Consider the following 21,182-nt stretch of genomic DNA (forward strand, 5'->3'; position numbering starts at 1 on the left):
GAGTTCGAAACAACTCTCTGGTCTAACAGTTCGCCCGCATCCAATCAGGATGTGGGCGATTTGCTTTCACTATGAAATGAGGTGTATCAGCGTTGTCTACTGCTGCGTTGATTGAAGTCGAAGGGGTCGACGGTTCGCTGTGGACCCTCTCTGGTGCAGGTCAAGGGCGTGAGGGTGTTGAACTCGGCACGTCGCCTACCGGGCTGTACGACGCCCCTGTCAAGACGATCTGGAATTCATCCGCGTTCCAGATCGGTGCCACCTTCGGCGGCGCGACCTGGCAGAAGCGAGACGTCGTATTCGGTGTGAATGTGTTCGGTACGCAATCCTCGAACTGGGAGAGCACCGACTCCGCCTGGCGAAAGGCGTGGGCGTACGACCGGGACTCGAAGCTGATCGTCACAACCGAATACGGTTCGCGGACACTGCGTCTTCGCTTGTCCGAGCAGCCTGAGTTCAAGCCTAAGCGTGACCCTCACTCGAAGGGTTGGAGCCAGGTCACCATGACCTGTACCGCGGGTGTCCCCTGGTGGATCGAAGACGATGTCACTGCGACCGCGGCATCCACGATAGATACCCGCCCAGATGGCGCATCCGAAACCCTCTGGGTGTCTGTATCGAACCCTACTGACCAGCCGATGTGGTTGCGGTGGGTCGCTTCCGCGCCGGGAGTGTGGACGCTGCCGGACTTCTCGTGGAAAGAAGACAACGCTGCCGACCGAGTGATCACTATGCCCACGCTGACGAATGGTCAGGACATCACTGTCGACACCGACCCGATGCAGGAGATGGTGGTCGCGGCGGACAACAGTTCGGTGTGGGCGCGCATGAACGGCCGAATGTTTGTGCATTCGGTCCCGCCGTGGACCCCGGAAGTGCAGGTCCCGGTTACCGTCAAGGGCGCGCCGGCCGGCGCGATCGTGCAGGTTCGCTGTCCCCGCAACTGGTCGCGCCCGTGGGGGCTCCAGTGACTGATCCCTCGACCAGCAGTCGCATCGACGATATCTATGAGAAGGCGCTCGCGGTCCGCACACAACGCCGAGACCTGCGGGTATCTGCGCCGCTGATCCGCCTGTGGGACGGCGACTGGAATCTGCGCGGCATTTCCCACGCCGAGGTCTCCGGCGATTTCAAGTGGTTGTTGAACGAGTCCGGAACGGGGCAGCTGGTTCTCCCGGCCGACCATTACCTGGCGAAGTGGATCATGGATGCGCGCGGGCGGAGCACCCAGAACGTCCATGTGACCGTGGACAAGGACGGCGCGCGGTGGGGCGGCCGCATGAAGACGGCGACGTTGAAGAAGACCGAGACCGGCTTGAAAACTGTGGTCGTTCAGTTCATGCACGATTACGAGGAACTGAAGTACATCCAGGTGTGGAGCAATCCGCTGCTACCCGCCGCGTTTCAGTTCCCGAAGGTCTTCATGCTGGCCGGCCCGTCGGTGTGGTGCCTGAAGCTGTCACTGTTCCTCAACATCCTCCGAAAAGAGGCGAGTCTTTGGGCACTCCCCGATGATCCACTCGACCCGGAGCAATGGTTCAACCTCGATCAGTCGCGCTGGTCGATGGTGGTTGCCCCGAGCGACTTCTTTTCTGACACGTCGATCTGGACGATCATCTCGTCTCGGTGGAAGACCTGGCACGACATGGCGGCGCCCACTCTCGACGACGCGCATCTGATGGTCACTTGCCGTCGATTTCTGGCAGGTGACCCACCGCCTTGGCCGGGCGCGAACCTGCGCCACGGGTGCCTGATATTCGACATCGTCGACAAGTCCGGGTACTACTCGGGTACTTCCGAGGGCGGTACGGTGCTCGACGGTCTCGTGCACACAGTGCAGGAATTTGTCAATGACATGGCCGAGCAGGAGCCGAATTTCCTGCCCGATCCCAATTCTCCCGAGGAATACCGACGGCAGGACTGGCTCGGCACACTCCCGTCGAACCCCTGGGTGGTGTATCGGGAGAATCAGTACACCGGGATCCAGACCTCCGAGTTCACAATCTCCCCAGCGACCGCCGTGCAGATCAACTGCGGCGGCAACAGTATGCCGGGTGTGAACGAAGCCATCTCGGCAATGGTGCAGATGGTCGGCAACCTGACATCGACTGTGACGGTGAGTATTCCGATCGTCGGAGGTGCCGGTGTGAGCTTGCCTCCGATGGGCGGCCCCCTCGACACATTTCTCAAACCGCTGTACAGCGACACGATTCTGGCTTGGATGTCCTTCAAGTCGCCGTTGCGTCCGCCACGGATGGGCTGGTCGCACTATTTCGAGCGGTTCCAGACCGGCGCTGACAAGGCCTACACGCTGTCGTCATTGCTGTCGATCCGAGCAGGACTTTGGGCGACTCGGGCCTTCTCGTCTCACAAGATCACCATTGCCGATGGAGCGCCCTATTTGATCGGCGAAGGCGGCCGCGGTCACTTCTTCCTCGGAGACCGCATCGGTGCAACCGTCGAGGGGATGCCTGCGGGCGAGATCTTTGTCGAGCAGGTGACCGCACTGGACTTGACCTGGTCCCGAGGTGCGACACCGTCCTGGCGGATCACCATCGGAACCGACAAGGCACTCGAAGATCCCGTGGTCAAGTCCTTGCGTCACGTGCAAACCATCATGGGTGACCTGCAGATGCTCGGCGTTATGTAGTTCGTTATCCAGATCCGGAGATATCAATGGCGCTGCCATCACAAGAAGAATGTAATCAGAATGATCCCGAGGACGCCTTCGTATGGGCATTCGTCGGTTTGCCGGGCCCTCGCAACGGCCCCATGCTGGTTCCTCAGCAGGTGCTCGGGAAATGGTCGAAGCATCTGTGGGAACTGGGGTTTCGACATCACCCGGAAGCGCAGCAGTTGGAGTACCACCCTGCAGTAGCGGGTTCGGAGCATTGGATCTCCCAGGCGGGCAACTGGGTCCCGATCGGTACCCCGCGCCCACCGGAAGTCACGCTGGGCTCGGTTGCCGATCTCAGTGTGGACGAACGCCGCGAACTCGTGCGACAGCTCCATGAATCCGGGGAGTTGGCGCATCTGGTCGATGCACGATCCTTGGAACCGGATGTGGCGCAGGACGGTACCTTCGATGGGCCTCAGCCGTGACCAGCCCTGATCGTGCGATGCCCGCGGGGGCGCTGACCGGACCAGGTGGCAGAACGGTCGGCACCATCGGCAAGCTTTCCCAAGATTCGATGAAGTCGGTCGTCTCAGGGGACATCGTCAAGTCGTTCAGCGGCATCTCGGTGAATCTGGGCTCCGCTGTCGACGCGGGCGTAAAGCGGTTCGCGGCTGATCTCTGCGATGCGGTGACCGGTGCCACCGGGGGGCTGATCAATCTCGGAGGCTGGGCCCGGGACCTGCGCGCCGAAGCCGATCAAGCACTCCAGGATTCGGCACGGGCGCAGCATACTGCTCAGGGTGCGCAGGTGACCGCGGATGGCCAGACCACGATCATCAAAGCGACGAACTCGCGCGTGCAGGTCGTGATCGACGGGCTTCCGGTCAAGCCCTATTGGGAATCGATGAACCTCACCGAGGAGACCTCGTTTCCGCGCAACTTCCTGCAGCGTGCCGCTTGGGAGCTTTCGGCGAGCAACGGTGCCGTGGTCTCCAACTACGTGCCGAGCTACACGCCGGCGGCGAACTCGCTGGAGGGGGCGTTCATTCGCTGTCTGTACAGCGGCGGGCGGAAGGTGGTCAGCTACATCCCGGATGCTGTTACCTCCCCGTGCGAGTTGTATGTCGTCGTCGGTCGAATGCTGGACAACGGTGACATCAAGATCGAGTGGGTATCGCCGAACCAGACGCCACTCATCACCGGCGCTCGCGGCGAGCAGACCGTCGAGATGCCGGCCGAATTGATGTTCGAGCAGGGTGAGTCGGCATTCGTCGGAATTCATCAGCGCGGCGGCGGAAATCGCAGGCCGCTGCTGGGGATCGAGGCGGTCGACATCCCGCGCCCGGCAACGGTGTGGCCGCCCCAGGTGAACGCGCAGTTCAGCACCTCGTCGCTGTTGTCGGCGGGAGTGACACTCGCCGCGGGAACCCTGTCGTTCGCGTCACGGAGGACGCCCTACATTTCGATTGGAAAGGCCTCTGCCACAGGGGATCCGGTCAAATTGTCGTTCTTCGAGGACTTCGAAAACGGGATGCCGACCGCCTTGGTTCGGATGTCGGCGCGGTTTGCCACCACCGCCGACGGCGTCTTTCAGGTCGATGGCATGGACGACGGCTTGCGTCGGTATCTCTACGGGCAGAAGCTCAATTACGACGACCAGATGGTGACCGGGCGGATTCGAACCCCGTCGGATTTCAGTGCCCGGCTGTTCCTCCGTTCCGATGCGGCCAACAGCAGTTATGTGTCGTTGTCGGTGACGAGTTCGGCGATCGTGATCGTGCGCTGGACCAGCGGTTCCAACGGCACGGCGCTGGCCGCGCTGCAGACTTCGGTCGGTGACAATGTCGAAGTTCGCCTCAGGGCGGTTGGCAATGTCTACACCGCCGAACGCAAGATCGGCGGGGTGTGGACCGCGGTATTGGTGCATACCGATACCGCGAACACGCTGCCATCGGGGCCCGCGTACCGCTATACCGGTCTGGGTACCGAGCGTCAGTCGTGGACCGACGGTGGTGGCTGGGGCGACTGGCAGGCGGAAGACCTGTGACCAGCCCCGACAACAGGTTCCCCGAGGGCGCGTATTCCGGAGTCTCGGGGTCACGCAGCATCGCCAGACTCGGCGGGACCACCCAGCAGTCGATGCAGACAGCGATGCGCGCGCAGGTGATGCGCGCCTATGCCGATATCCCGTTCAACTTCGCCAAGGGGGTACAGGCGGGACTGCACGAACTGGCTGCCGCGCTCTGTGACGCGATCACCGGCTTCACCGGCGGGTTGATCAACCTCGGCGACTGGGCTCGCGCATCACGCGCTCATGCTCAGGAGGCGCGGGAGCAGGCGGCGACCGCGCGCGATTCGGCCGATGTCGCCGAGGAAGCTGTGGTGCAGACCGCCGAGGTGGTCCAGGCGACGAACTCGCAGGTCCAGGTGGTCATCGACGGCCTACCGGTGAAGCCGTACTGGGACTCGATGAATCTCACCGAGGAAGCATCGTTTCCGCGCTGCATGCTGCACCGACGGGTGTGGGACCACGCCACGGTCTCGAAACCTGGATACGTCCCGTACACCTACACATACGTCGCCGGCTACGACGCCAACGGCTATCCGATATATGCCGACCACACGGTCCACGCCCGGTACGAGCCGTCATATACGCCGCAGGCGAACACCCTCGACGGTGCGTTCATCCGATGCCGGTACAGCGGTGGTCGCAAGGTCGCCACGTTCATCGTGGACGCGGTGAGCAATCCGTGTGAGCTGTATGTGGTGGTCGGCCGGATGTCGGTGAACGGTGACATCCGGATCGAATGGGTGTCGCCGAATCAGACGCTGAGCATCACCAACTCACGACTCGAGCGTTCCGTCGAACTGCCGAACGAGCTCGTTTTCGACGTGGGGGAGACCGCATTCGTCGGTATTCACCAACGGGGAGGCGGTAATCCGCGTCCGCTGCTCGGCACCAATTCCACTGATCTGCCGCGAGCACCCGGTGCCTGGCCGCCCCGGCCGAGTGCTCGGTTCGCGGCATCAGGAGCGTTGGTGGCCGGTGCGACTTTGGCGGCGGGGTCGATGAGCTTCACCTCGAACTCGGTGCCGTATGTGGCACTGAGCAAGAGTCTGGTCGCCGGTCCGCCGTCGAAGCTGGTCTTCTACGAGAACTTCGACTCGGGTTCGCTACCAGTGGCTTTGGGTCAGGTGTCGAGCTTGCCCGCGACGGTGTCCGGCGGGGTATTCGTGGTGTCCGGTGGTACCGACGGCATTCGGCGCTATCTCTACGGCCAGACACTCAATTACGACGATGTGATGGTGACGGGCCGGATCATCAGCCCCTCGGTGCGTCACGCCTGGCTGATGCTGCGGTCGACGCCGGACAACAAGAGTTTCGTTTCACTCAATGTGACCCAGTCCACTGTGTCGATCTTCAAATACGAAAATGGCGTCTGGACAGCACTTTCCAGCGTCGAGGCGGCGATCGCGGGCGGCGATGTGGTGCGGCTACGTGCAACGAACAACCTGTTCACGGCTCAGCGCAAAACCGCTTCGGGATGGGACGACGTGCTCACCTACACCGACACCACCGGCACCCTCCCCAGCGGTCCGCGCACTCGCTACACCGGCCTGGGCAACGAGCGCGCCGACTGGGTGAACGGCGGCGGCTGGGACTACTGGAAAGCAGAGGATCTATGACAACCACCGTGACGGTCGACGGCCAGGAACTGGCCTTCGCCGTGGAGAACAACATGCTCGTCGTGTCGATCGTCGCCGACGGCATCGCGAGCAGGCGCGGCAGCATCTTCATCGGTGCGCTGGAACCTGAGCCAGGGCCGGTCTATATCGAGCCGGATCCTGTGGCGCCACAACCGGAACCATCGTCCTGAAATGGAACCCCATGTCTGAACAGAAGCAATTCGGCTATGACCCGACGAACCTCACCCTCGTGCTCTCCAAGGGTGCCGACTTCGTGCACACCGTGGCACTGGAATCGGGTGCGGTATTTCCAGCCGAAACCAAGGTCCGGATCGTGCTGGTGAATGCGTCGGAAACGGTGCTCGACACCTGGCAAGCGGTAGTCAGCGCGACCGAGGCGAAATTCGTCATCGGATCGGAGCTGGCCGACGCCATCGCCGCGGGCGCGAAATATCGCCTGTACGTGTCTTACCCGACCACGCCGACCACTGAATACCTCTGGTTCTACGGAGCCGTTCGCCGCAAGCAGTAATCGACTCACATTTCACAACATCTCTACAGGAGGAAATCTCATGGCTATCGCCGTTGCTACCACTCGCCAGGCGCTCGCGGACGCGTACAAGAACGTCGCGGGCTCGAACACCGTCTACATCAGCGTGCACATCGCTGACCCCGGCACCACCGGCACCAACGAGGCGAATGGTGGTTCGCCCGCCTACGCCCGGAAGCTGTCGACCTGGACTTCGGGTACCGGCGGTGTGGTGACGGGTTCGCAGGTCACCATCGACCTGCCCGCAGGGAACTACACCCACGTCGGCCTGTGGAAGACCGTTGCCGGGATCGGCCAGGCGGACTTCATCGACAAGGTCGCGATCAGCGCCACCACCCTCGGTGCCCAGGGCCAGCTGCTGATCACCCCCACCTTCACCCAGAGCTGACGGAAGGCGCCGCATGGCTACGCAACAATCGACGGTGCGGGCCACACTGCCGGCGCCGTCCACAGCCGTGGTGACACCGCCTGACGCCTCGGTCACCACCTCGACGTCGCCGACGGTGCCGGTTGTCGTCCTTCGCGCCGACGTACCGATTATCGAGCCGTACATCGTCGCCGGGTATCTCGGCAACGGCGCCGTCGCCGCGCGAGTCGACGCTGTGCTAGCGCAGGTCTCGGCACGGACGGCAGCGAGCGGCCAGGCCGCAGCGGCAACCTCGCCTCGAGCCGGGGCGTCCAGCACAACAAGCGCGCTGGGGCGGCTGGTCGCGAAGGTCGCCGTCAAGTCGGGGAAGGTTCTGCTCGACGCGAGTCTCGCGGCGGTCGGTGATTCGACTGCGCAGTTGAACACCCACCTGCCGAGAGCATTCGTCGCTGAGGGAATCGCGAGCGCCGAGCTGGTCGTGATCAGCAGCGCTGAAGCATTGTTCGGCGGCGACGGGCGGTTCTCCGGTCTGAAACCGTTAGATCTCACGTTCACCGGGGAGAGCGGTCTCGCCGTCGCCGCGGCGGCCGCGGGCCCGGTTGTCGTCGCCGCTGGTGGGTCGGGAGCGGGCTCGTTGTCTGCTCGAACCGGACAGTCGGTCACTCTCAGTGGTGGTGGGATGCTCGCGGTAGTGCAAGGTGCGCCCGTCGGCACCACGGGATCGGGTGGGCTTGTCGCGGGGAGTAGCGCGAAGGCAGGAGTCGACATGGTGCACACCGGGGCCGGGCAATTGTCGCTGGTCGCGGTGCCGAGCTTCGCTCCTTCCGGAATGACCAAGTCCACTGCATGGGCAGGCATGACAACCGCCTGGACCAACGTCATCGGATGGGCCGCCGACACCACCTCTTATCCGGGGTCGGTGGTCCAGTCCGACGGAGTCGTCGCTCAGTCTACGAAAGCCGCAGCGACACTGAGTGCTTCGATCGTTCTCACCGCGCCGGGCGCAATGAGCGCGAATGTCACGCTGCAGTTGACGGTCAACAATGTCGTTGTCGCTACGGGCACCGCCACAACCGTGCCCTCCAGCGGGTCGGCCACCGTGAACGTGTCGGCGGTCCGTGCCATCGCGGCCGGGGACGTAGTGCGGGTGCAGGCGAGTGGCAGTCAGTTCGCGCCACAGTTCAACCCGGCAGCACACGCGAATCCGGCGTCGTACGTCCGAATCACCTGAGGTGTGATCCGAAGGTGAGCTATCGGCCCGCGCTCCTGACCGGAGTGCGGGCCGTTTGCCGTCAGCGTCATCGTTCGGCTGCCGCGCCACGTCGACTGATTTGGGCATGCGGAGCGTCATCGTCCAGGAGGCGATTTGTCCGAATACGTGTCCGAAGGTGCATTGTATTGCTCGTTGTTCGCCGCTTAGGCTGCGTTAACTACCTGGAGTTTGTGTGATTTCTCGCCATCGCTTCGGTGAATTTCATTCGCTTGGCGTATTTAATCTCTTTGTTCGCGTCGTCGTGACTGTTATGTCACTCGTGATGATCACGACACTGGCGCAGGCCATTGTTTCGCCGCCTGGAACCGCCGATTCGCTACCGACCCGGGAGGGGCCTCTGCTAGCGGCTATCGGCAGCGAACTCGCCGACACGTGTCCACCACCACCGCCGCCGGGGCAGCGATCCAGTACGTCCGCGATGTCCACGACCGCATCACCAAGCGAACTGTCCAAGGTGGCACCGCCCCGACAAAGGTGACCCGTTACGGATTCACCTCCGCCATCGGCGGGCCCACCTTCATCCTCGACGATTCCGGAAACCTGCGTCAACGCGTGGTGAAGCTGCCTGGCGGTGCGGTACTCACCAATAATTACACCCAGGAAACCGGCGTCAACTGGTCCTACCCGAACATCCACGGTGACATCCTGTTCACTGCCGATGCCAGCGCCACCCGCACCGGTGACATCCATCTCTACGACCCGTTCGGTCAGAACATCGACCCCGTCACCGGCGGGTTCGGCGACATTCCGATCCCCGTCACTGCTGACGGCGGCATGGACTTCGGGTACCTGGGCCAACACACCGTCCCTATCGAACATCTCGCCGGGTTACAAAGCCTGGAAATGGGTGCTCGCACTTACCTCCCAGTCCTGGGCAGATTCCTGCAAACCGATCCAATCCTGGGAGGATCGGCCAACAACTACGACTATGCCAACGCTGACCCCATAAACAGTCTAGACCTTACCGGGGAAAAGCCGTCGGATAATAAACCGGATGGGCCGGGAACCAATAGCTGGCTTGAGCTAGGTCTGGAACTTTTCAATGAAACGATGGAGAACCACCTCAAGGATTTCGATGAATCCAAGGCTTCAGCGTCCGGTAGGGAGCAGGACCGCAATGGCTACAGCAAGGCGGGACGTTCTTTGGCGAAGAGGGCTGGCAAAAACAACAACGCAGCGGGCTGGCCTGTCCCGGAGGGAAAAAAGGATTCCGCTGCTTGGAATGCGCTAGGCGAGAAGTTGCTTGACACTATGCTTAGTAATCCGGACAAGGAAGTGATCTTGAATCGTGGTAACATCGACGGAAGGTATGATGACTGTATCGATGTTCGTATGCCTGACGGCACGGGATTTCGTCTCGATATGGACGGCAACTTCTCGGGATTCTTAGACAAATATGACGGTCCGGGGTAAAGGGATGAGAATGCTTGACCTAAATTTTAAGGGGCGACTGATCGGCCTGGTCGACTTCGATGATGTGAACGTTGACCAACGGGCTCTTGAGTTTACTGATCCGGCCATCCCTGTATTTGGATCTCATGTTGCTGTGGTGATTCCCGACGAGGGATCTTGGCTCGACGCCGTGGTACGTATCAATCCAGACGTTTCTGAGGTTCCGGTCGACTTCCTGGTGTGGGTAGTCGAGAAGGCGAGGGAAATTGTCCATGAATAGGGCGCTTTTGCCAGTCTTGTAACCTCGATCACCGTCTGCCGGGTGTATGAGGTCGACCGGCTCCTGGGATTCGGTCCCGCATAGCCAGTCGGCCTATTTGCGGTGCGCTATCTGGCCACGCAATCCCGATCTCCACAAGCTCGCGATGTCAACGACCGCGCCTGGCTGTGAGCTGCCTACCAACGCTGTCGATCTCGGCGCCACCTGGCAGAACGGTATGCCCGCTTTACCGACGAGATCGTCGTCCGGGCCCTGCAATCGTTGCTGCCCGCCGCCCTGCAGGTAGTCGGCGGCAGGACGTGGCGATCGATGGGGCCGTGATAGCCGTTCCCTCGCGGATCGGCGATCGGTAGCTGAATCAAGCTGCCTCATTATTCGATAGAAAGGAATCGAACAATGTCGAAACTTGTTCGTATCGCAGTGAATTCAAATCCTGAATGGACGACCATTCGGGTACCTCGGCAGGCTCGGCCGGTTCGGGCGCGGCGTGTGCTCGGTGGTGTGGTCATCGGCTTGCCGCCGGGCTCTGAACCTACTTCTGGCGTCGTTGTCTACAACACGTACTGGGAGGTTCCGAGCAATGCGCAGGCGGGCGAGGAGACCTATCTGATCCGGCGCGGCGTTCTGCCCGACCAAGCGGCCGGCAGCCCCGGTGAGTCGCCGCGCGACGTGCTCAGCGAGTCCGGGATGGCGGGCGCCACTGCATTTTTCGCGGAGGACTCCGAGTTCTTCTGGATTTATCGCGACTTGTTCCAGTCCGGTAGCGGCTACCCGCCGAACCGGGTCTGACAGATCGGCATCTCGACAGTTTCGCGACGGAACTGGTGCGCACTGGCTACCCAGTGCTCGGCCCGCACTCCTGACAGGGGTGCGGGCCGTTTTGTCGTTTCCGAGGCTCCTGCCGATGGAGGATCGGCGAAGTTGATATCTTCCGATATGATCGAGGCATGGAAACCGTGCGTGAGCTGCGCCTGGCTGCCGGCCTCACCCAGGCTGAGCTGGCTCAGCGTTCCGGGGTCGCCCAGCCCAATATCGCCGCCTATGAGAGTGGTAGCCGCCGGCCGTCGGCGGCGATGATGGCGCGGCTGCGCGAGGTTGCCAAGCCTCGTCCATCCGGTGTCGTTGCCGCGCATCGAGATCAGATCATCGCGCTTGCGCTGCGGCACAAGGCAAATCGTGTGCGTGTGTTCGGTTCGGTGTCGCGGGGCGACGATGTCTCGGGTAGTGACATCGATCTGCTGGTGCGGTTCGACGACGATGCCGACCTGCTCGATATGGCCGAGTTGATGCTCGATCTGGAGGAGCTCACCGGTCTTCACGTCGACCTGGTATCCGAAGGTGGGTTGCCACCGGGGCCGCACCCCATTCGGGACGAGGCCAAACTGCTGTGAGCGGTCGCGACACCAGCGTGCGGACAGTCAAGAGCCTGCAGGACTTCCTTGCCTTCAGTGAGATGGCGGCACGCATCGTCAGTGGTGGCAAGGCCGCCTACGACTCCGATGAGATCACCAGACTGGCCGCCGAGGCGGTGCTGCATCGACTCGGCGAGTCCGTGGCTCGCTTACCTGCGGAATTCGTCGCGTCGCACCCTGAGGTTTCCTGGCGTGGGGTGAAGGCGACACGGAATTTGGTCGCACACAACTACGACGCTGTCGACCACACCATCCTCTGGAACCTCCTCGCGAATCGGTTGCCCCGCGAAGCAGTACTAGTCCGACAGATACTCGTTGACCTGGAGTCAGCTGAGGGCTAGTCGCTGAGGTCGGCCGGGGTGGGGACGACGATGCCGTAGAGGTCTGTGATGGTGGCCAAGGCGCTGGTGTGGAGTTGAGATGCGGAGACCTTGCCCAGCGGGCGGGTGGCGCAGGCGTTGGCGACGGTGGTGGGGGTGTTGCCTCGGAGGAAGGCGCCTTCGGTGGTGAAGGTGACGCACATGTGGGTCATGAAGCCGGCGATGATGAGGTTGGTGTTGCCTGCGGCGTCGACCAATTCGGCGAGGTCGGTGTTCACGAAGGCGTTGGGGACGGATTTGACGACGGTGGGTTCGTTCGAGGTCGGGGACAGCTGGGGATGGATTCGGCCGATGTCGGTGGTGATGTCGTAGGGGGTGTCTTTGCCGCCGTCGTTGATGACGTGGATGACGGGGGTGCCCGCCGCCCTGGCCGCGGTGAGGAGTTCGGTGGCCGCGTCGAGGGCTTGCTTCCAGCCGGTCAGTTCCATGACGCCCTGGGTGTAGGTGTTCTGGTAGTCGACCAGGACGAGGGTGGAGTTGGTCAGGGAGGCGGGGGTTTCGTCGAAGCCGTTGAGTGCGCGCAGGGTCGTGGAGGTCATGGGATCCACGGTATGGACAGCGCTCTATGTCGGCAATGTCATGTAACCTGCAGATTCGGACATGGAGGTGGTGGGTGACTGAGCGGCTCGTGGTGATCGTGTTGTTCGATCGGGTGGATCTGCTCGACGTCACAGGGCCGCCGGAGGTGTTCTCGCTGTTGCAGCGGGAAATGGACGATCCGACGGGGTATCGGGTGGTGCTGGCCGCCGAGTCGATGGAGGCGGTGACCACCTCGGCGGGGGTGCGGATTCTGCCGGATGTGACGTTCGCCGAGCTGGGACGGGTGGACACGGTGGTGGTGCCGGGGGCGGTGGAGACGGGCAGTCATCGGCGGGTCAGCGCGGTGGTCGATCCGGGGGTGGTCGCGGCCGTGTCGCGGTTGGCCGAGGGGGCTCGGCGGGTGGCTTCGGTGTGCGTCGGTGCGCATATTCTGGCGGCCGCGGGGCTGCTCGACGGGAAGCGGGCGACCACGCATTGGTCGACCGCGCAGCAATTGGCCGCCGAGCATCCGGAGGTCATCGTCGATGCGGATCCGATCTACATTCGCGACGAAAATGTCTGGACCGGAGCGGGACTCACCGCGTGCCTGGATCTCACGCTGGCCTTGGTGGCCGACGATTTCGGGGACGAATTGGCGTTGCGGGTTGCTCGCCAGCTGGTGATGTATCTGAAACGGCCGAGCGGGCAGAGTCAGTTCAGTGTGTCGCTCGAGCCGGTATCGACCACGCGCCGGATCGAGGATCTGCGGCACTACATCGCGCGCAATATCGCGAAGCCGCTCACGGTGACCGACCTCGCCGAGCAGGTCCATGTCAGTGAACGCCAGCTCACGCGCATCTTTCGCACCGAACTCGGGATGACCCCCGCGGCCTATATCGAGTCGGCGCGGGTGGAAGTGGCACGGCACCGGCTCGAGACGAGCGACGAAACGCTCCAACGGATCGCTGCCACTTGCGGTTTCAACACCATCGACACGCTTGCCCGCGCTTTCCGTCGCCAGCTCGATACGACACCCAACGAGTACCGCCGCCGATTTCGTATCGGGTGACTCACTATGATCTCTGTCGGGACATTTGCCGGTGAGGATATGAGTAACAAGGGGTTTCGAGTATGGGAACGGGTATCGCGGAGGAATGGTCGACGGGCTCGGCTACGCCGGTGTTGTGGGGGTTGACGAACTTGATACGGCTGGTGGCGGGCCTGTTGGCCTCCTGAGGATTTGTCTTGCCCCCCTTTCATCGGTCTTCTGCCGGGGGTTCTTCCGCTGTTAAACATCTTGTGCGGCGGAAATCCGCGGCAAATCTGAACAATGAGGGGTTCACAATGAGCAAGATTCGTGTCTTCGGTGTGGCTATGGCTGCGGCGGCGAGCATCGCCGTGCTCGGTGCGGGTACGGCGTCGGCGGAAGAGCCCGCGCCCAGCACCGGGTCGTCGGAGCAGCTGGCCGCGATCCTGGCCTCGCTGACCTCGGGGTCGGGCGAGGAAGCCGAAGACGTTGTCGAGGAAGAGGCCGAGACCGGGTCGGCCGACGGTCTCGCCGCGCTCCTGGAGCAGCTGACGTCCGGGTCGGGCGAGGCTGCCGAGTAACTCCTGAGGAATCGCGAGTCCCCCGTCGCTGCGGCGCCGGGGGACTCGCTGTGTTTCACCGCACCGGGATCAGGCGGTACAGCCACCACGGGCGGCTCGGGAACGCGGGGTCGTAGATGCGCAGCATCATGCGCCGTTCCAGCCCGGTGCTGCGTTCGCGTAGGCGCAGGTGGCGCCGCGCGATGTCCTGTGAGCGAACCTCGCTGGTCCAGATCTGATCCCAATCGGGGGACTGGCCGCACGATTCGGTGATGGCGGTGACGCGCTGGGTGGGGGCGAGCGGGGCGAGCATGCGGAAGGCGTGGACCAGAAGCTGGGCTTCGGTGGTCCAGTCGAGGTAGACCTTCTTCGCCACGGGGTTGAGGAACATCCACTCGAGCACGTTCACGCCGGCGCCGAGACCGGGGAACAGGCGCTGATAGTCGGAGTTCGCGGCGAGCATGTCCATGGTCGGGAAGCGCGTGAGGCAGGCGGGGTGGGTGAGGCTGGCGAGGTCGGCCAGGTCTTCGGCCGACGGAGCGGTGGGCGCTGCGCCGGATTCGACGGCAGGTAAACCGAGAACCAGGATGGGCTTGCGATACCAGAGTGGCACGTCCAGGCCGTCGAAAAGTCGTTGCAGCATGGCGGGATTCGGCACGAGTGTCCCGGATTCGATCTGGCTGATCAGCAGTGGTGCGAGCTGTGTGCGGTTGGCGAGCTCGGTCCGCGCGAGTCCCGCGGCCAGCCGCCGTTCACGCAAATACACACTGAGCGCCGTGCTGTCAGCCATCCCAACCCCCGAGCCTCACCCCGACCGACGGTAGATCCCAGGGTACGCCGGGTGGGTCACCGAACGGCGGTGAACCGGCGCCCGAAGAAGCCCCGCCCGGCGGCACGACCGCCGAGCACGTCAGCTCGTCGGGTCCGGGTGCTCACCGCGTCGAAAGTGGACTGAGCGGGCATGTTCGCCCGGCGTTCATCTCGTCACGGTTGTCCGTAACCAGCCCGTGATAGGAAGGGCCGACCCACTTCGAAGGAGATTTTTCATGGATGGCCTGATGTACTTCCTCACGACGCTCGCGGCACTCGGTAGCGGCTCCGCATAGAGGCAGAGACAGAAAACGGGCCGGAGCTGAATGCTCCGGCCCGTTCTGCTGATCACGCAAGAACATGGGTAACTCACCGGGAACCGGCTAACTACCTGCGTTCCGTCCCGCCGGCCGCGTCCCGAACCAGACAATCACCTGAGTCTGGCTTGAATACGCGGAGAGGCGGATCAGAAGGCGGCTTCGTCCAGCTCCATGATGTCGTTGTCCAGGTTGGCGAGGATCGCGCGAGTGGCGGTCAGCTCGGGCAGGACGTTGCGGGCGAAGAACTGCGCCGAGGCGACCTTGCCGGTGTAGAAGGCGACATCGGAGCCGGTGGCGCCGTTGTCGAGGGCGGCCAGCGCGATCTCGGCCTGGTTCAGCAGCATCCAGCCGATGAACAGGTCGCCGACGGCCATCAGGAAACGCACCGAACCCAGGCCGACCTTGTACAGCTCGGTCGGCTGCTCCTGCGCGCCCATCAGGTGGCCGGTCAGGGTGGCGGCCATGGTCTGCACGTCCTCGAGCGCGGTGGCGAGCAGCTTGCGCTCACCCTTGAGGCGCTCGTTGGCGGAGTCGGACTCCAGGAACTTCTGGATCTGGCCCGCCACGTGGGCCAGGGCCACACCGCGGTCACGCGCGATCTTGCGGAAGAAGAAGTCCTGCGCCTGGATGGCGGTGGTGCCCTCGTACAGCGAGTCGATCTTGGCGTCGCGGATGTACTGCTCGATGGGGTAGTCCTGCAGGAAGCCGGAGCCACCGAAGGTCTGCAGCGAATCGGTCAGGTACTGGTAGGCGCGCTCGGAGCCGACACCCTTGACGATCGGGAGCAGCAGGTCGTTCACGCGGAACGCGACGTCCTTGTCGGCACCCGAGACGACCTCGGCGATTTCCGGGTTCTGGTGCGCGGCGGTGTAGAGGTAGATCGCGCGCAGGCCCTCGGCGTACGCCTTCTGGGTGGCCAGCGAACGACGCACGTCCGGGTGGTGGGTGATGGTCACGCGGGGCGCGGCCTTGTCGGTCATCTGGGTCAGGTCGGCACCCTGGACGCGGGTCTTGGCGTACTCCAGCGCGTTCAGGTAACCGGTCGACAGGGTGGCGATGGCCTTGGTGCCCACCATCATGCGAGCGTTCTCGATGACGTCGAACATCTGCGCGATGCCGTTGTGCACCTCGCCGACCAGCCAGCCCTTGGCGGGCACGCCGTGGCCGCCGAAGGTGACCTCACAGGTGGTGGAGGCCTTGATGCCCATCTTGTGCTCGACGTTGGTGACGAAGACGCCGTTGCGGTCGCCGTAGGTCTCGGTGTCGAAGTCGAAGTGGGTCTTCGGGACGTAGAACAGCGACAGGCCCTTGGTGCCCGGTCCGGCGCCCTCGGGGCGAGCCAGCACCAGGTGCATGATGTTCTCGAACATGTCGTCGGAGTCGGCCGAGGTGATGAAGCGCTTCACACCCTCGATGTGCCAGGTGCCGTCTTCCTGCTTGATCGCCTTGGTGCGACCGGCGCCGACGTCGGAACCGGCGTCCGGCTCGGTCAGCACCATGGTGGCGCCCCAGTTGCGGTCGGCGATCTTGGCGGCCCACTTCTTCTGCTCATCGGTGCCGTTGTTGTAGAACACCTGAGCGAAACCGGCGCCCGCGGCGTACATCTGGATGGGCGGGTTGGCGCCGAGCACCATCTCCGACAGGGCCCACGCGACGGCGGACGGGGCAGCGAGGCCACCCAGCTCCTCGTTCAGCGGAACCTTGGCCCACTCGCCGTCTTCGAGCGCCTTGTAGGACTTCTTGAAGGCCTCGGGCAGCTTCACGGAGTGGGTGTTCGGGTCGAACACCGGCGGGTTGCGGTCGGCGTCGGCGAAGGACTCGGCCAGCGGGCCCTCGGCCAGGCGGCGGACCTCGGAGAGCATTTCCTTGACGGTGTCGGTGTCCAGGTCGCCGAAGGCGCCTGCGTCGAGCACCTTGTCGATGCCGAGGACCTCGAAGAGGTTGAACTCGAGGTCGCGAACGTTTGCCTTGTAGTGGCCCATGTGAGTACTCACTCTCCATTGAGTTCTGGTGCGGTCGGTGGTGTGCCGTTCCCGCCCGTCGCCGGTTTTCCGCATGCTACTCGCGGGTAACTTATTCACCATATTACCGGTGGGTAATCGTCTCGGCAAAGGGGTGGGCGGCAATGTGATGTGAAAAACACGCGCGGCTGCGGAAACGTTGCTCGCCGCGACCTCGGGGCTACCGTGAGATGTGCGCATCGAGACGACTGTGGGACCGGCCGAGATCGAGCTCGACGAGGTGGGTGATCCGGCGTTCCTGCTGGTGATCACGCACGGGGCCGGTGGCGGTGTCGATGCGAAAGACATTCTGGCCGTGCGTGACTCGGCCATCGAAGCGGGCGGGGCGGTAGCTCGGGTGGTGCAGCCCTATCGGGTTGCCGGGCGGCGAGCACCGGGGAACGCGGAGAAGCAGGACGAGGCATGGCTCGAGATCGTCGCGGCCTCGAGGGCCCGGTTTCCTGGGGTGCCGATTGTTCAGGGGGGTCGCAGCAACGGGGCGCGGGTGGCGTGCCGGACAGCGGTGGAGGTCGGGGCGAGGGGCGTGATCGCGCTGTCGTTCCCGCTCCATCCGCCGGGCAAGCCGGAGAAGAGCAGGCGCGATGAGCTGCTGGCGCCCGGAGATATCGAGGTGGTGGTGATCAACGGGGGTAGTGACCCGTTCGGGGTGCCCGACGCCGCCGACGCCGCCGAAGTGCGCGTGATCCCCAAGCAGGCGCACTCGTTCCGCACCGGATTCGACGTCATCGCGGCGACCGTTGCCCCCTGGTTCGCCCGCTGGGCGCAGTGATCAGACGGGGGGCTCGGGGATCGGGCGTTCCGCGATGAGCAGGGAATCTATGGCGTCAGGGCCTTCGGTGGGACGGAAGACCTCGTGGGCGACGGTGATGATGACGTCGTCGCGGTCCAGGTCGGCGCGGAGGTCTTCGGGAGAGAACAGGATCTCCGGTTCCTGGGGGCCGCCGTAGCCGTCGGCGATATTGCGGGTGGCGTGACCGAGGACCAGCAGCATGCCGCCGGGGACGAGCATGGCGGACAGCTGGTGCAGCAGAGCGCGGCGCTCGCCGGCGGGGAGGTGGACGAACACCATGAGGATCAGCTCGAACGGGCCGGTGATGTCGGCGGCTTCGAGGTCGGTGATATCGGCCGTCTGCCAGTGCACCCGGGAGCGGACCGATCGCGACAGGCGAGCCGCGACTGTCCTGCCCTTGTCGATCCCCACCTGGGAGAAGTCGACAGCGGTCACCTGCCAGCCGTGAGTAGCCAGCCAGAGTGCGTGGCGGCCTTCGCCACAGGCCAGGTCGAGAGCCCGCGGGAGTGACGGCGCCACCCCCGATTCGTCGGGGAGCAGGGGGATTCTGCGGTCGAGGCCGTACACATGTTCGACGACGGTGCTGTTCGGCGGTGCGCCCCACACCAATTCACTCCGCGCATACCGCGCATCCCAATCCGCCGCATCCATGAGTCGAGTGTAGGACCGGCGAACGCCGTCAGAGGGTGGTGCGCATCAATACGACGTTGTACTGGGTGTGGATGGTGGTCATGAAGTAGAGGTCACGGCCGGTTTGGTACGGGAAGATCGACGGGGCGTACGCGGTGGGGAGTTCGCGGGCGTCGATCAGGACCTCGGGGGCGCTCCACGGGCCGACGGGGGAGGACGCGCGGCGCATCACCACGGAGTTGAACGGGTCGGTGGTGAGGGAGATGAACTGGCCCAGGTACTCGTTGTACATCACCGAGAGCTCGCCGACGCCGCCCATGATGGGGGCCGCGGCGTTCACGTCGTTGAGCTTCCACTCGTGGCCGTCCCAGTACTCATAGGCGGCGAGGTTCTCGATCTGGGCTTCGGGGACGCGGGCGATGAAGGCCTCGTTGTTGCGGCCGGCACGGGTGCCGTACTCGTAGACGAAGCCGCCGTCCTTCACGAAGCTGTTCATCTGGAAGTTGGCGTTGCCGCCCTCGTCGGGACGGCGGGTGTGGCCGAGATCGGCCCAGGTCTCCCCGTTGTCGGCCGACGCGGCCAGGCCGGAGAAGCTCGTGGTCCACTCACCGGGGGCGTCCCAGGTCTTCACCGACATCAGCGACATGTACTGCACGCCGTTGGCCGAGATGCCCGCGGTGGGGATGCGGCTGATCTCCAGGAAGGGGATCTTGGGGCTGGGGATCAGGTCGCGAGCCTGGCCGATGACATCGCGCACGACACCGTCGAACATGATCCCGTCGGCCGGGTTCTGGTCGTGGCTGCGGACCAGGATGTTCGAGCGCCACGCCCAGGTGCTGCCCGCGAGCAGGTTGGGGAAGCCGATCCCCGCGGTGTCGCCGAAGGCGGTGAGCATCTCGCCACGCCCGTTGTCCCACATGATGCCGAGGTCGGTACCGAGGACGTTGTAGTTCTGGGTGTTGTTGGGGCTGGCCATGCCGGTTACCTGGAACACCGCCTGGGTGCGCCCGTGCAGGACGGGCAGGCCGTGGGTGCCGTTGAGAACGGGAATCGGGTTGATGGCGTTCGGGTTCGCGACGGCGGGAGGCGCTGCGCTCACCAGCAAGGCCGTAGTACCTGCGAGTGCGGAGAGCAGGATGGATCCGGTCTTGTTCACAGGTGTTCGAGCCTCCGGGTCGGGCCGAAATCCGGGAACGTTCCGGGTTTGCCGTCACGTACCACTCTTCGACTGGTCAGCGATCGAAGCGATGCTAACAGCCGCTAACAGTGATGTGCGGTACATCCGGTGGGTAGCTGACATGAATTCGCAGGTCGATTGCTTGTCAGTCGCTACTACTCATGGCTTTACGCAGCAGCAATGGCAGTTGGGCCATTCGCTCGGCGGCGAAGGTGGCGCGCGAACTCCGGTGCCACGAACGGTCGAACAGGTGCTTGGCGGCGGCCACGGCGTTGCGGTCGCGGGCGGTGACGCGGTCGGCGAGGGCTTGCGCGGCCTTCACCGGGTCGTCGGCGACGTCGGTGATCAGACCGATGCGCAACGCGTAATCGGCGTCGATCGGGTCGGCCGTCATGGCCAGCAGCATGGCCTGGTCGATGCCGATGAGCTGTGACAATGTGGCGGGGCCTGTCATATCGGGAATCAGGCCGTGGGCGGCTTCCATCACCGAGAATTCGGCCGTGGGGGCGGCGATCCGGAAGTCGGCGGCCAGTGCGATCTGGAGGCCGCCACCGAAGCAGCGCCCGTGGACCGCGGCGATCACCGGGACGTCGAGGCGGCGCCAGGCCCAGCAGGCTTCCTGGAAGGTATTGGTGCCGCGCAACGGCCGCGGAAGGAATTCTCGGACGATAGCCACCGGATTGCGGGTGGCGGCCGCGATATCGAGTCCGCTACTGAAACTCGGGCCGTTGCCGGTGATGATGACGGCGCGGGTTGTCTTGTGGTCGGCCACTTTTCGGGCCGCGTCGACAAGATCGCGGAGCATTTCCAATGTGAGCCCGTTGTGTTTGCCGGGCCTGTTCAGCTCGACATAGGCGCGGCTGTTGTCGAAGCGGACGGTGATGTGGTCTCCCATATCGCTATCTTACTCGTGAGTCAGTTCGAGTGGGTGGCCACGCGGACGATGGTGCGGCATGATCCGAACCGCATCGCGCGTCGTCGATGCGCGACGATCGAGAGGACTCACCGAATGCGGATCTGTCTGATGGCCGCGGCGCTGCTCGCGCTGCCCGTGCTGGCGGCCTGTGGCAGTGGCGACGAAGCACCGGCGGTTACTCAGGCCGAGCTGTCGAAGTCGTTGCAGGACAAGGGGTTGAGCAACCCCGCGCTGGCCGACTGCGCCGCGCAGGTGTTCCTCGACTCCGGGATGTCGCAGGACGGGCTGCGGGTGATGGTGTCGAACGCGAAGTCCGACGATCCGGCCAAGCTGCTCAGTGAGGGCGACGCGTCCAAGGTGAGCGCGGCCCAGTCGAAGATCGCGGCGGATTGCGTGCGCGTGGGGAGCTGATCGGAGCCCGTATCGATCGCGCCGATTCAAACCCTCGTCGGGG

General features: G+C 63.9%; 24 protein-coding genes. 18 read left to right on the plus strand and 6 right to left on the minus strand.

Annotated features, from left to right (window positions below; translation table 11 throughout):
* The first annotated feature begins 92 nt into the window (after positions 1-92).
* The 14 genes from ACFTS5_RS24825 (at position 93) to ACFTS5_RS24890 (ending at position 11,919) form a co-directional block, all read left to right on the plus strand.
* Entirely contained in the window at positions 93-971 is an 879-nt protein-coding gene (locus tag ACFTS5_RS24825) for a phage tail protein (RefSeq protein ID WP_378635153.1), read from the plus strand.
* Positions 968-2,650, plus strand: coding sequence for a phage tail protein (locus ACFTS5_RS24830; protein ID WP_378635154.1), 1,683 nt, complete (start codon positions 968-970; stop codon positions 2,648-2,650). The genes ACFTS5_RS24825 and ACFTS5_RS24830 overlap by 4 nt, the downstream gene beginning before the upstream one ends.
* 26 nt (positions 2,651-2,676) lie before the next feature.
* The gene (locus tag ACFTS5_RS24835; protein ID WP_378635157.1) at positions 2,677-3,102 is read left to right on the plus strand and encodes a DUF2744 domain-containing protein; all 426 of its coding nucleotides are present in this window, start codon (positions 2,677-2,679) and stop codon (positions 3,100-3,102) included.
* The gene (locus ACFTS5_RS24840) at positions 3,099-4,664 is read left to right on the plus strand and encodes a hypothetical protein (protein WP_378635160.1); all 1,566 of its coding nucleotides are present in this window, start codon (positions 3,099-3,101) and stop codon (positions 4,662-4,664) included. The genes ACFTS5_RS24835 and ACFTS5_RS24840 overlap by 4 nt, the downstream gene beginning before the upstream one ends.
* A complete protein-coding gene (locus tag ACFTS5_RS24845) occupies positions 4,661-6,304 on the plus strand; it encodes a hypothetical protein (protein WP_378635162.1) in 1,644 nt (547 codons plus the stop codon). The genes ACFTS5_RS24840 and ACFTS5_RS24845 overlap by 4 nt, the downstream gene beginning before the upstream one ends.
* On the plus strand, positions 6,301-6,495 hold the full coding sequence (locus tag ACFTS5_RS24850; RefSeq protein ID WP_378635164.1) for a hypothetical protein: 195 nt from the start codon (positions 6,301-6,303) through the stop codon (positions 6,493-6,495). The genes ACFTS5_RS24845 and ACFTS5_RS24850 overlap by 4 nt, the downstream gene beginning before the upstream one ends.
* Before the next feature lie 11 nt (positions 6,496-6,506).
* Positions 6,507-6,836: a hypothetical protein gene (locus ACFTS5_RS24855; protein WP_378635166.1), complete on the plus strand. Its 330-nt coding sequence runs from the start codon at positions 6,507-6,509 to the stop codon at positions 6,834-6,836.
* Positions 6,837-6,876: 40 nt separating this feature from the next.
* Positions 6,877-7,242 carry a hypothetical protein gene (locus ACFTS5_RS24860; RefSeq protein ID WP_378635169.1) on the plus strand — a complete coding sequence of 122 codons (366 nt, stop codon included), beginning with the start codon at positions 6,877-6,879 and terminating at the stop codon, positions 7,240-7,242.
* Between the two features lie 13 nt (positions 7,243-7,255).
* On the plus strand, positions 7,256-8,452 hold the full coding sequence (locus tag ACFTS5_RS24865; protein ID WP_378635171.1) for a hypothetical protein: 1,197 nt from the start codon (positions 7,256-7,258) through the stop codon (positions 8,450-8,452).
* A gap of 414 nt (positions 8,453-8,866) precedes the next feature.
* The gene (locus ACFTS5_RS24870) at positions 8,867-9,907 is read left to right on the plus strand and encodes an RHS repeat-associated core domain-containing protein (RefSeq protein ID WP_378635174.1); all 1,041 of its coding nucleotides are present in this window, start codon (positions 8,867-8,869) and stop codon (positions 9,905-9,907) included.
* A gap of 4 nt (positions 9,908-9,911) precedes the next feature.
* On the plus strand, positions 9,912-10,166 hold the full coding sequence (locus ACFTS5_RS24875) for a hypothetical protein (RefSeq protein ID WP_378635177.1): 255 nt from the start codon (positions 9,912-9,914) through the stop codon (positions 10,164-10,166).
* 396 nt (positions 10,167-10,562) lie between these two features.
* Entirely contained in the window at positions 10,563-10,955 is a 393-nt protein-coding gene (locus ACFTS5_RS24880; RefSeq protein ID WP_378635179.1) for a hypothetical protein, read from the plus strand.
* 158 nt (positions 10,956-11,113) lie between these two features.
* Complete coding sequence (locus ACFTS5_RS24885; protein WP_378635181.1) at positions 11,114-11,557, plus strand: helix-turn-helix domain-containing protein; 444 nt, start codon at positions 11,114-11,116, stop codon at positions 11,555-11,557.
* Positions 11,554-11,919, plus strand: coding sequence for a DUF86 domain-containing protein (locus ACFTS5_RS24890; protein WP_378635184.1), 366 nt, complete (start codon positions 11,554-11,556; stop codon positions 11,917-11,919). The genes ACFTS5_RS24885 and ACFTS5_RS24890 overlap by 4 nt, the downstream gene beginning before the upstream one ends.
* Here the strand turns inward: ACFTS5_RS24890 and ACFTS5_RS24895 are convergent.
* On the minus strand, positions 11,916-12,497 hold the full coding sequence (locus tag ACFTS5_RS24895) for a cysteine hydrolase family protein (RefSeq protein ID WP_378635186.1): 582 nt from the start codon (positions 12,495-12,497) through the stop codon (positions 11,916-11,918). The two genes, ACFTS5_RS24890 and ACFTS5_RS24895, sit on opposite strands and share 4 nt — an antisense overlap.
* A 74-nt stretch (positions 12,498-12,571) precedes the next feature.
* Here ACFTS5_RS24895 and ACFTS5_RS24900 point away from each other — a divergent pair, with 74 nt between their 5' ends.
* Together ACFTS5_RS24900 and ACFTS5_RS24905 are read left to right on the plus strand one after the other, a co-directional pair.
* Positions 12,572-13,546 carry a GlxA family transcriptional regulator gene (locus tag ACFTS5_RS24900; protein WP_378635189.1) on the plus strand — a complete coding sequence of 325 codons (975 nt, stop codon included), beginning with the start codon at positions 12,572-12,574 and terminating at the stop codon, positions 13,544-13,546.
* Between the two features lie 275 nt (positions 13,547-13,821).
* Entirely contained in the window at positions 13,822-14,085 is a 264-nt protein-coding gene (locus ACFTS5_RS24905; RefSeq protein ID WP_194829395.1) for a hypothetical protein, read from the plus strand.
* A gap of 55 nt (positions 14,086-14,140) precedes the next feature.
* Here the strand turns inward: ACFTS5_RS24905 and ACFTS5_RS24910 are convergent, their stop codons facing one another.
* Both ACFTS5_RS24910 and ACFTS5_RS24915 read right to left on the minus strand, forming a co-directional pair.
* Positions 14,141-14,854, minus strand: a complete 714-nt coding sequence (locus ACFTS5_RS24910) for a helix-turn-helix domain-containing protein (RefSeq protein WP_378635191.1) — start codon at positions 14,852-14,854, stop codon at positions 14,141-14,143.
* 486 nt (positions 14,855-15,340) lie between these two features.
* The gene (locus tag ACFTS5_RS24915) at positions 15,341-17,176 is read right to left on the minus strand and encodes an acyl-CoA dehydrogenase (protein ID WP_378635289.1); all 1,836 of its coding nucleotides are present in this window, start codon (positions 17,174-17,176) and stop codon (positions 15,341-15,343) included.
* Positions 17,177-17,387: 211 nt separating this feature from the next.
* On the opposite strand from ACFTS5_RS24915, the gene ACFTS5_RS24920 reads away from it, so the two are divergent.
* Complete coding sequence (locus ACFTS5_RS24920) at positions 17,388-17,984, plus strand: alpha/beta family hydrolase (RefSeq protein WP_378635194.1); 597 nt, start codon at positions 17,388-17,390, stop codon at positions 17,982-17,984.
* On the opposite strand, the gene ACFTS5_RS24925 is transcribed toward ACFTS5_RS24920, so the two are convergent.
* The 3 genes from ACFTS5_RS24925 to ACFTS5_RS24935 form a co-directional block, all read right to left on the minus strand.
* On the minus strand, positions 17,985-18,656 hold the full coding sequence (locus ACFTS5_RS24925; protein ID WP_378635197.1) for a class I SAM-dependent methyltransferase: 672 nt from the start codon (positions 18,654-18,656) through the stop codon (positions 17,985-17,987). It abuts the gene before it with no gap.
* A gap of 28 nt (positions 18,657-18,684) precedes the next feature.
* Positions 18,685-19,791: a DUF4185 domain-containing protein gene (locus ACFTS5_RS24930; RefSeq protein WP_378635199.1), complete on the minus strand. Its 1,107-nt coding sequence runs from the start codon at positions 19,789-19,791 to the stop codon at positions 18,685-18,687.
* 166 nt (positions 19,792-19,957) lie between these two features.
* The gene (locus tag ACFTS5_RS24935) at positions 19,958-20,707 is read right to left on the minus strand and encodes a crotonase/enoyl-CoA hydratase family protein (RefSeq protein WP_378635202.1); all 750 of its coding nucleotides are present in this window, start codon (positions 20,705-20,707) and stop codon (positions 19,958-19,960) included.
* A 114-nt stretch (positions 20,708-20,821) separates the two neighbouring features.
* Here ACFTS5_RS24935 and ACFTS5_RS24940 point away from each other — a divergent pair, with 114 nt between their 5' ends.
* A complete protein-coding gene (locus tag ACFTS5_RS24940; protein ID WP_378635204.1) occupies positions 20,822-21,139 on the plus strand; it encodes a hypothetical protein in 318 nt (105 codons plus the stop codon).
* Positions 21,140-21,182 lie beyond the last annotated feature (43 nt).

The organism is Nocardia sp. NPDC056952, assembly GCF_042674185.1.
GTDB lineage: Bacteria > Actinomycetota > Actinomycetes > Mycobacteriales > Mycobacteriaceae > Nocardia.

Bases quoted from the DNA above. Each gene is read 5' to 3' on its own strand.
- ACFTS5_RS24865 (WP_378635171.1), top strand. From the start codon at position 7,256: ATGGCTACGCAACAATCGACGGTGCGGGCCACACTGCCGGCGCCGTCC.
- ACFTS5_RS24880 (WP_378635179.1), top strand. From the start codon at position 10,563: ATGTCGAAACTTGTTCGTATCGCAGTGAATTCAAATCCTGAATGGACG.
- ACFTS5_RS24895 (WP_378635186.1), bottom strand. From the start codon at position 12,497: ATGACCTCCACGACCCTGCGCGCACTCAACGGCTTCGACGAAACCCCC.
- ACFTS5_RS24860 (WP_378635169.1), top strand. From the start codon at position 6,877: ATGGCTATCGCCGTTGCTACCACTCGCCAGGCGCTCGCGGACGCGTAC.
- ACFTS5_RS24935 (WP_378635202.1), bottom strand. From the start codon at position 20,707: ATGGGAGACCACATCACCGTCCGCTTCGACAACAGCCGCGCCTATGTC.
- ACFTS5_RS24940 (WP_378635204.1), top strand. From the start codon at position 20,822: ATGCGGATCTGTCTGATGGCCGCGGCGCTGCTCGCGCTGCCCGTGCTG.
- ACFTS5_RS24905 (WP_194829395.1), top strand. From the start codon at position 13,822: ATGAGCAAGATTCGTGTCTTCGGTGTGGCTATGGCTGCGGCGGCGAGC.
- ACFTS5_RS24910 (WP_378635191.1), bottom strand. From the start codon at position 14,854: ATGGCTGACAGCACGGCGCTCAGTGTGTATTTGCGTGAACGGCGGCTG.
- ACFTS5_RS24835 (WP_378635157.1), top strand. From the start codon at position 2,677: ATGGCGCTGCCATCACAAGAAGAATGTAATCAGAATGATCCCGAGGAC.
- ACFTS5_RS24915 (WP_378635289.1), bottom strand. From the start codon at position 17,176: ATGGGCCACTACAAGGCAAACGTTCGCGACCTCGAGTTCAACCTCTTC.
- ACFTS5_RS24855 (WP_378635166.1), top strand. From the start codon at position 6,507: ATGTCTGAACAGAAGCAATTCGGCTATGACCCGACGAACCTCACCCTC.
- ACFTS5_RS24925 (WP_378635197.1), bottom strand. From the start codon at position 18,656: ATGGATGCGGCGGATTGGGATGCGCGGTATGCGCGGAGTGAATTGGTG.
- ACFTS5_RS24850 (WP_378635164.1), top strand. From the start codon at position 6,301: ATGACAACCACCGTGACGGTCGACGGCCAGGAACTGGCCTTCGCCGTG.
- ACFTS5_RS24875 (WP_378635177.1), top strand. From the start codon at position 9,912: ATGAGAATGCTTGACCTAAATTTTAAGGGGCGACTGATCGGCCTGGTC.
- ACFTS5_RS24885 (WP_378635181.1), top strand. From the start codon at position 11,114: ATGGAAACCGTGCGTGAGCTGCGCCTGGCTGCCGGCCTCACCCAGGCT.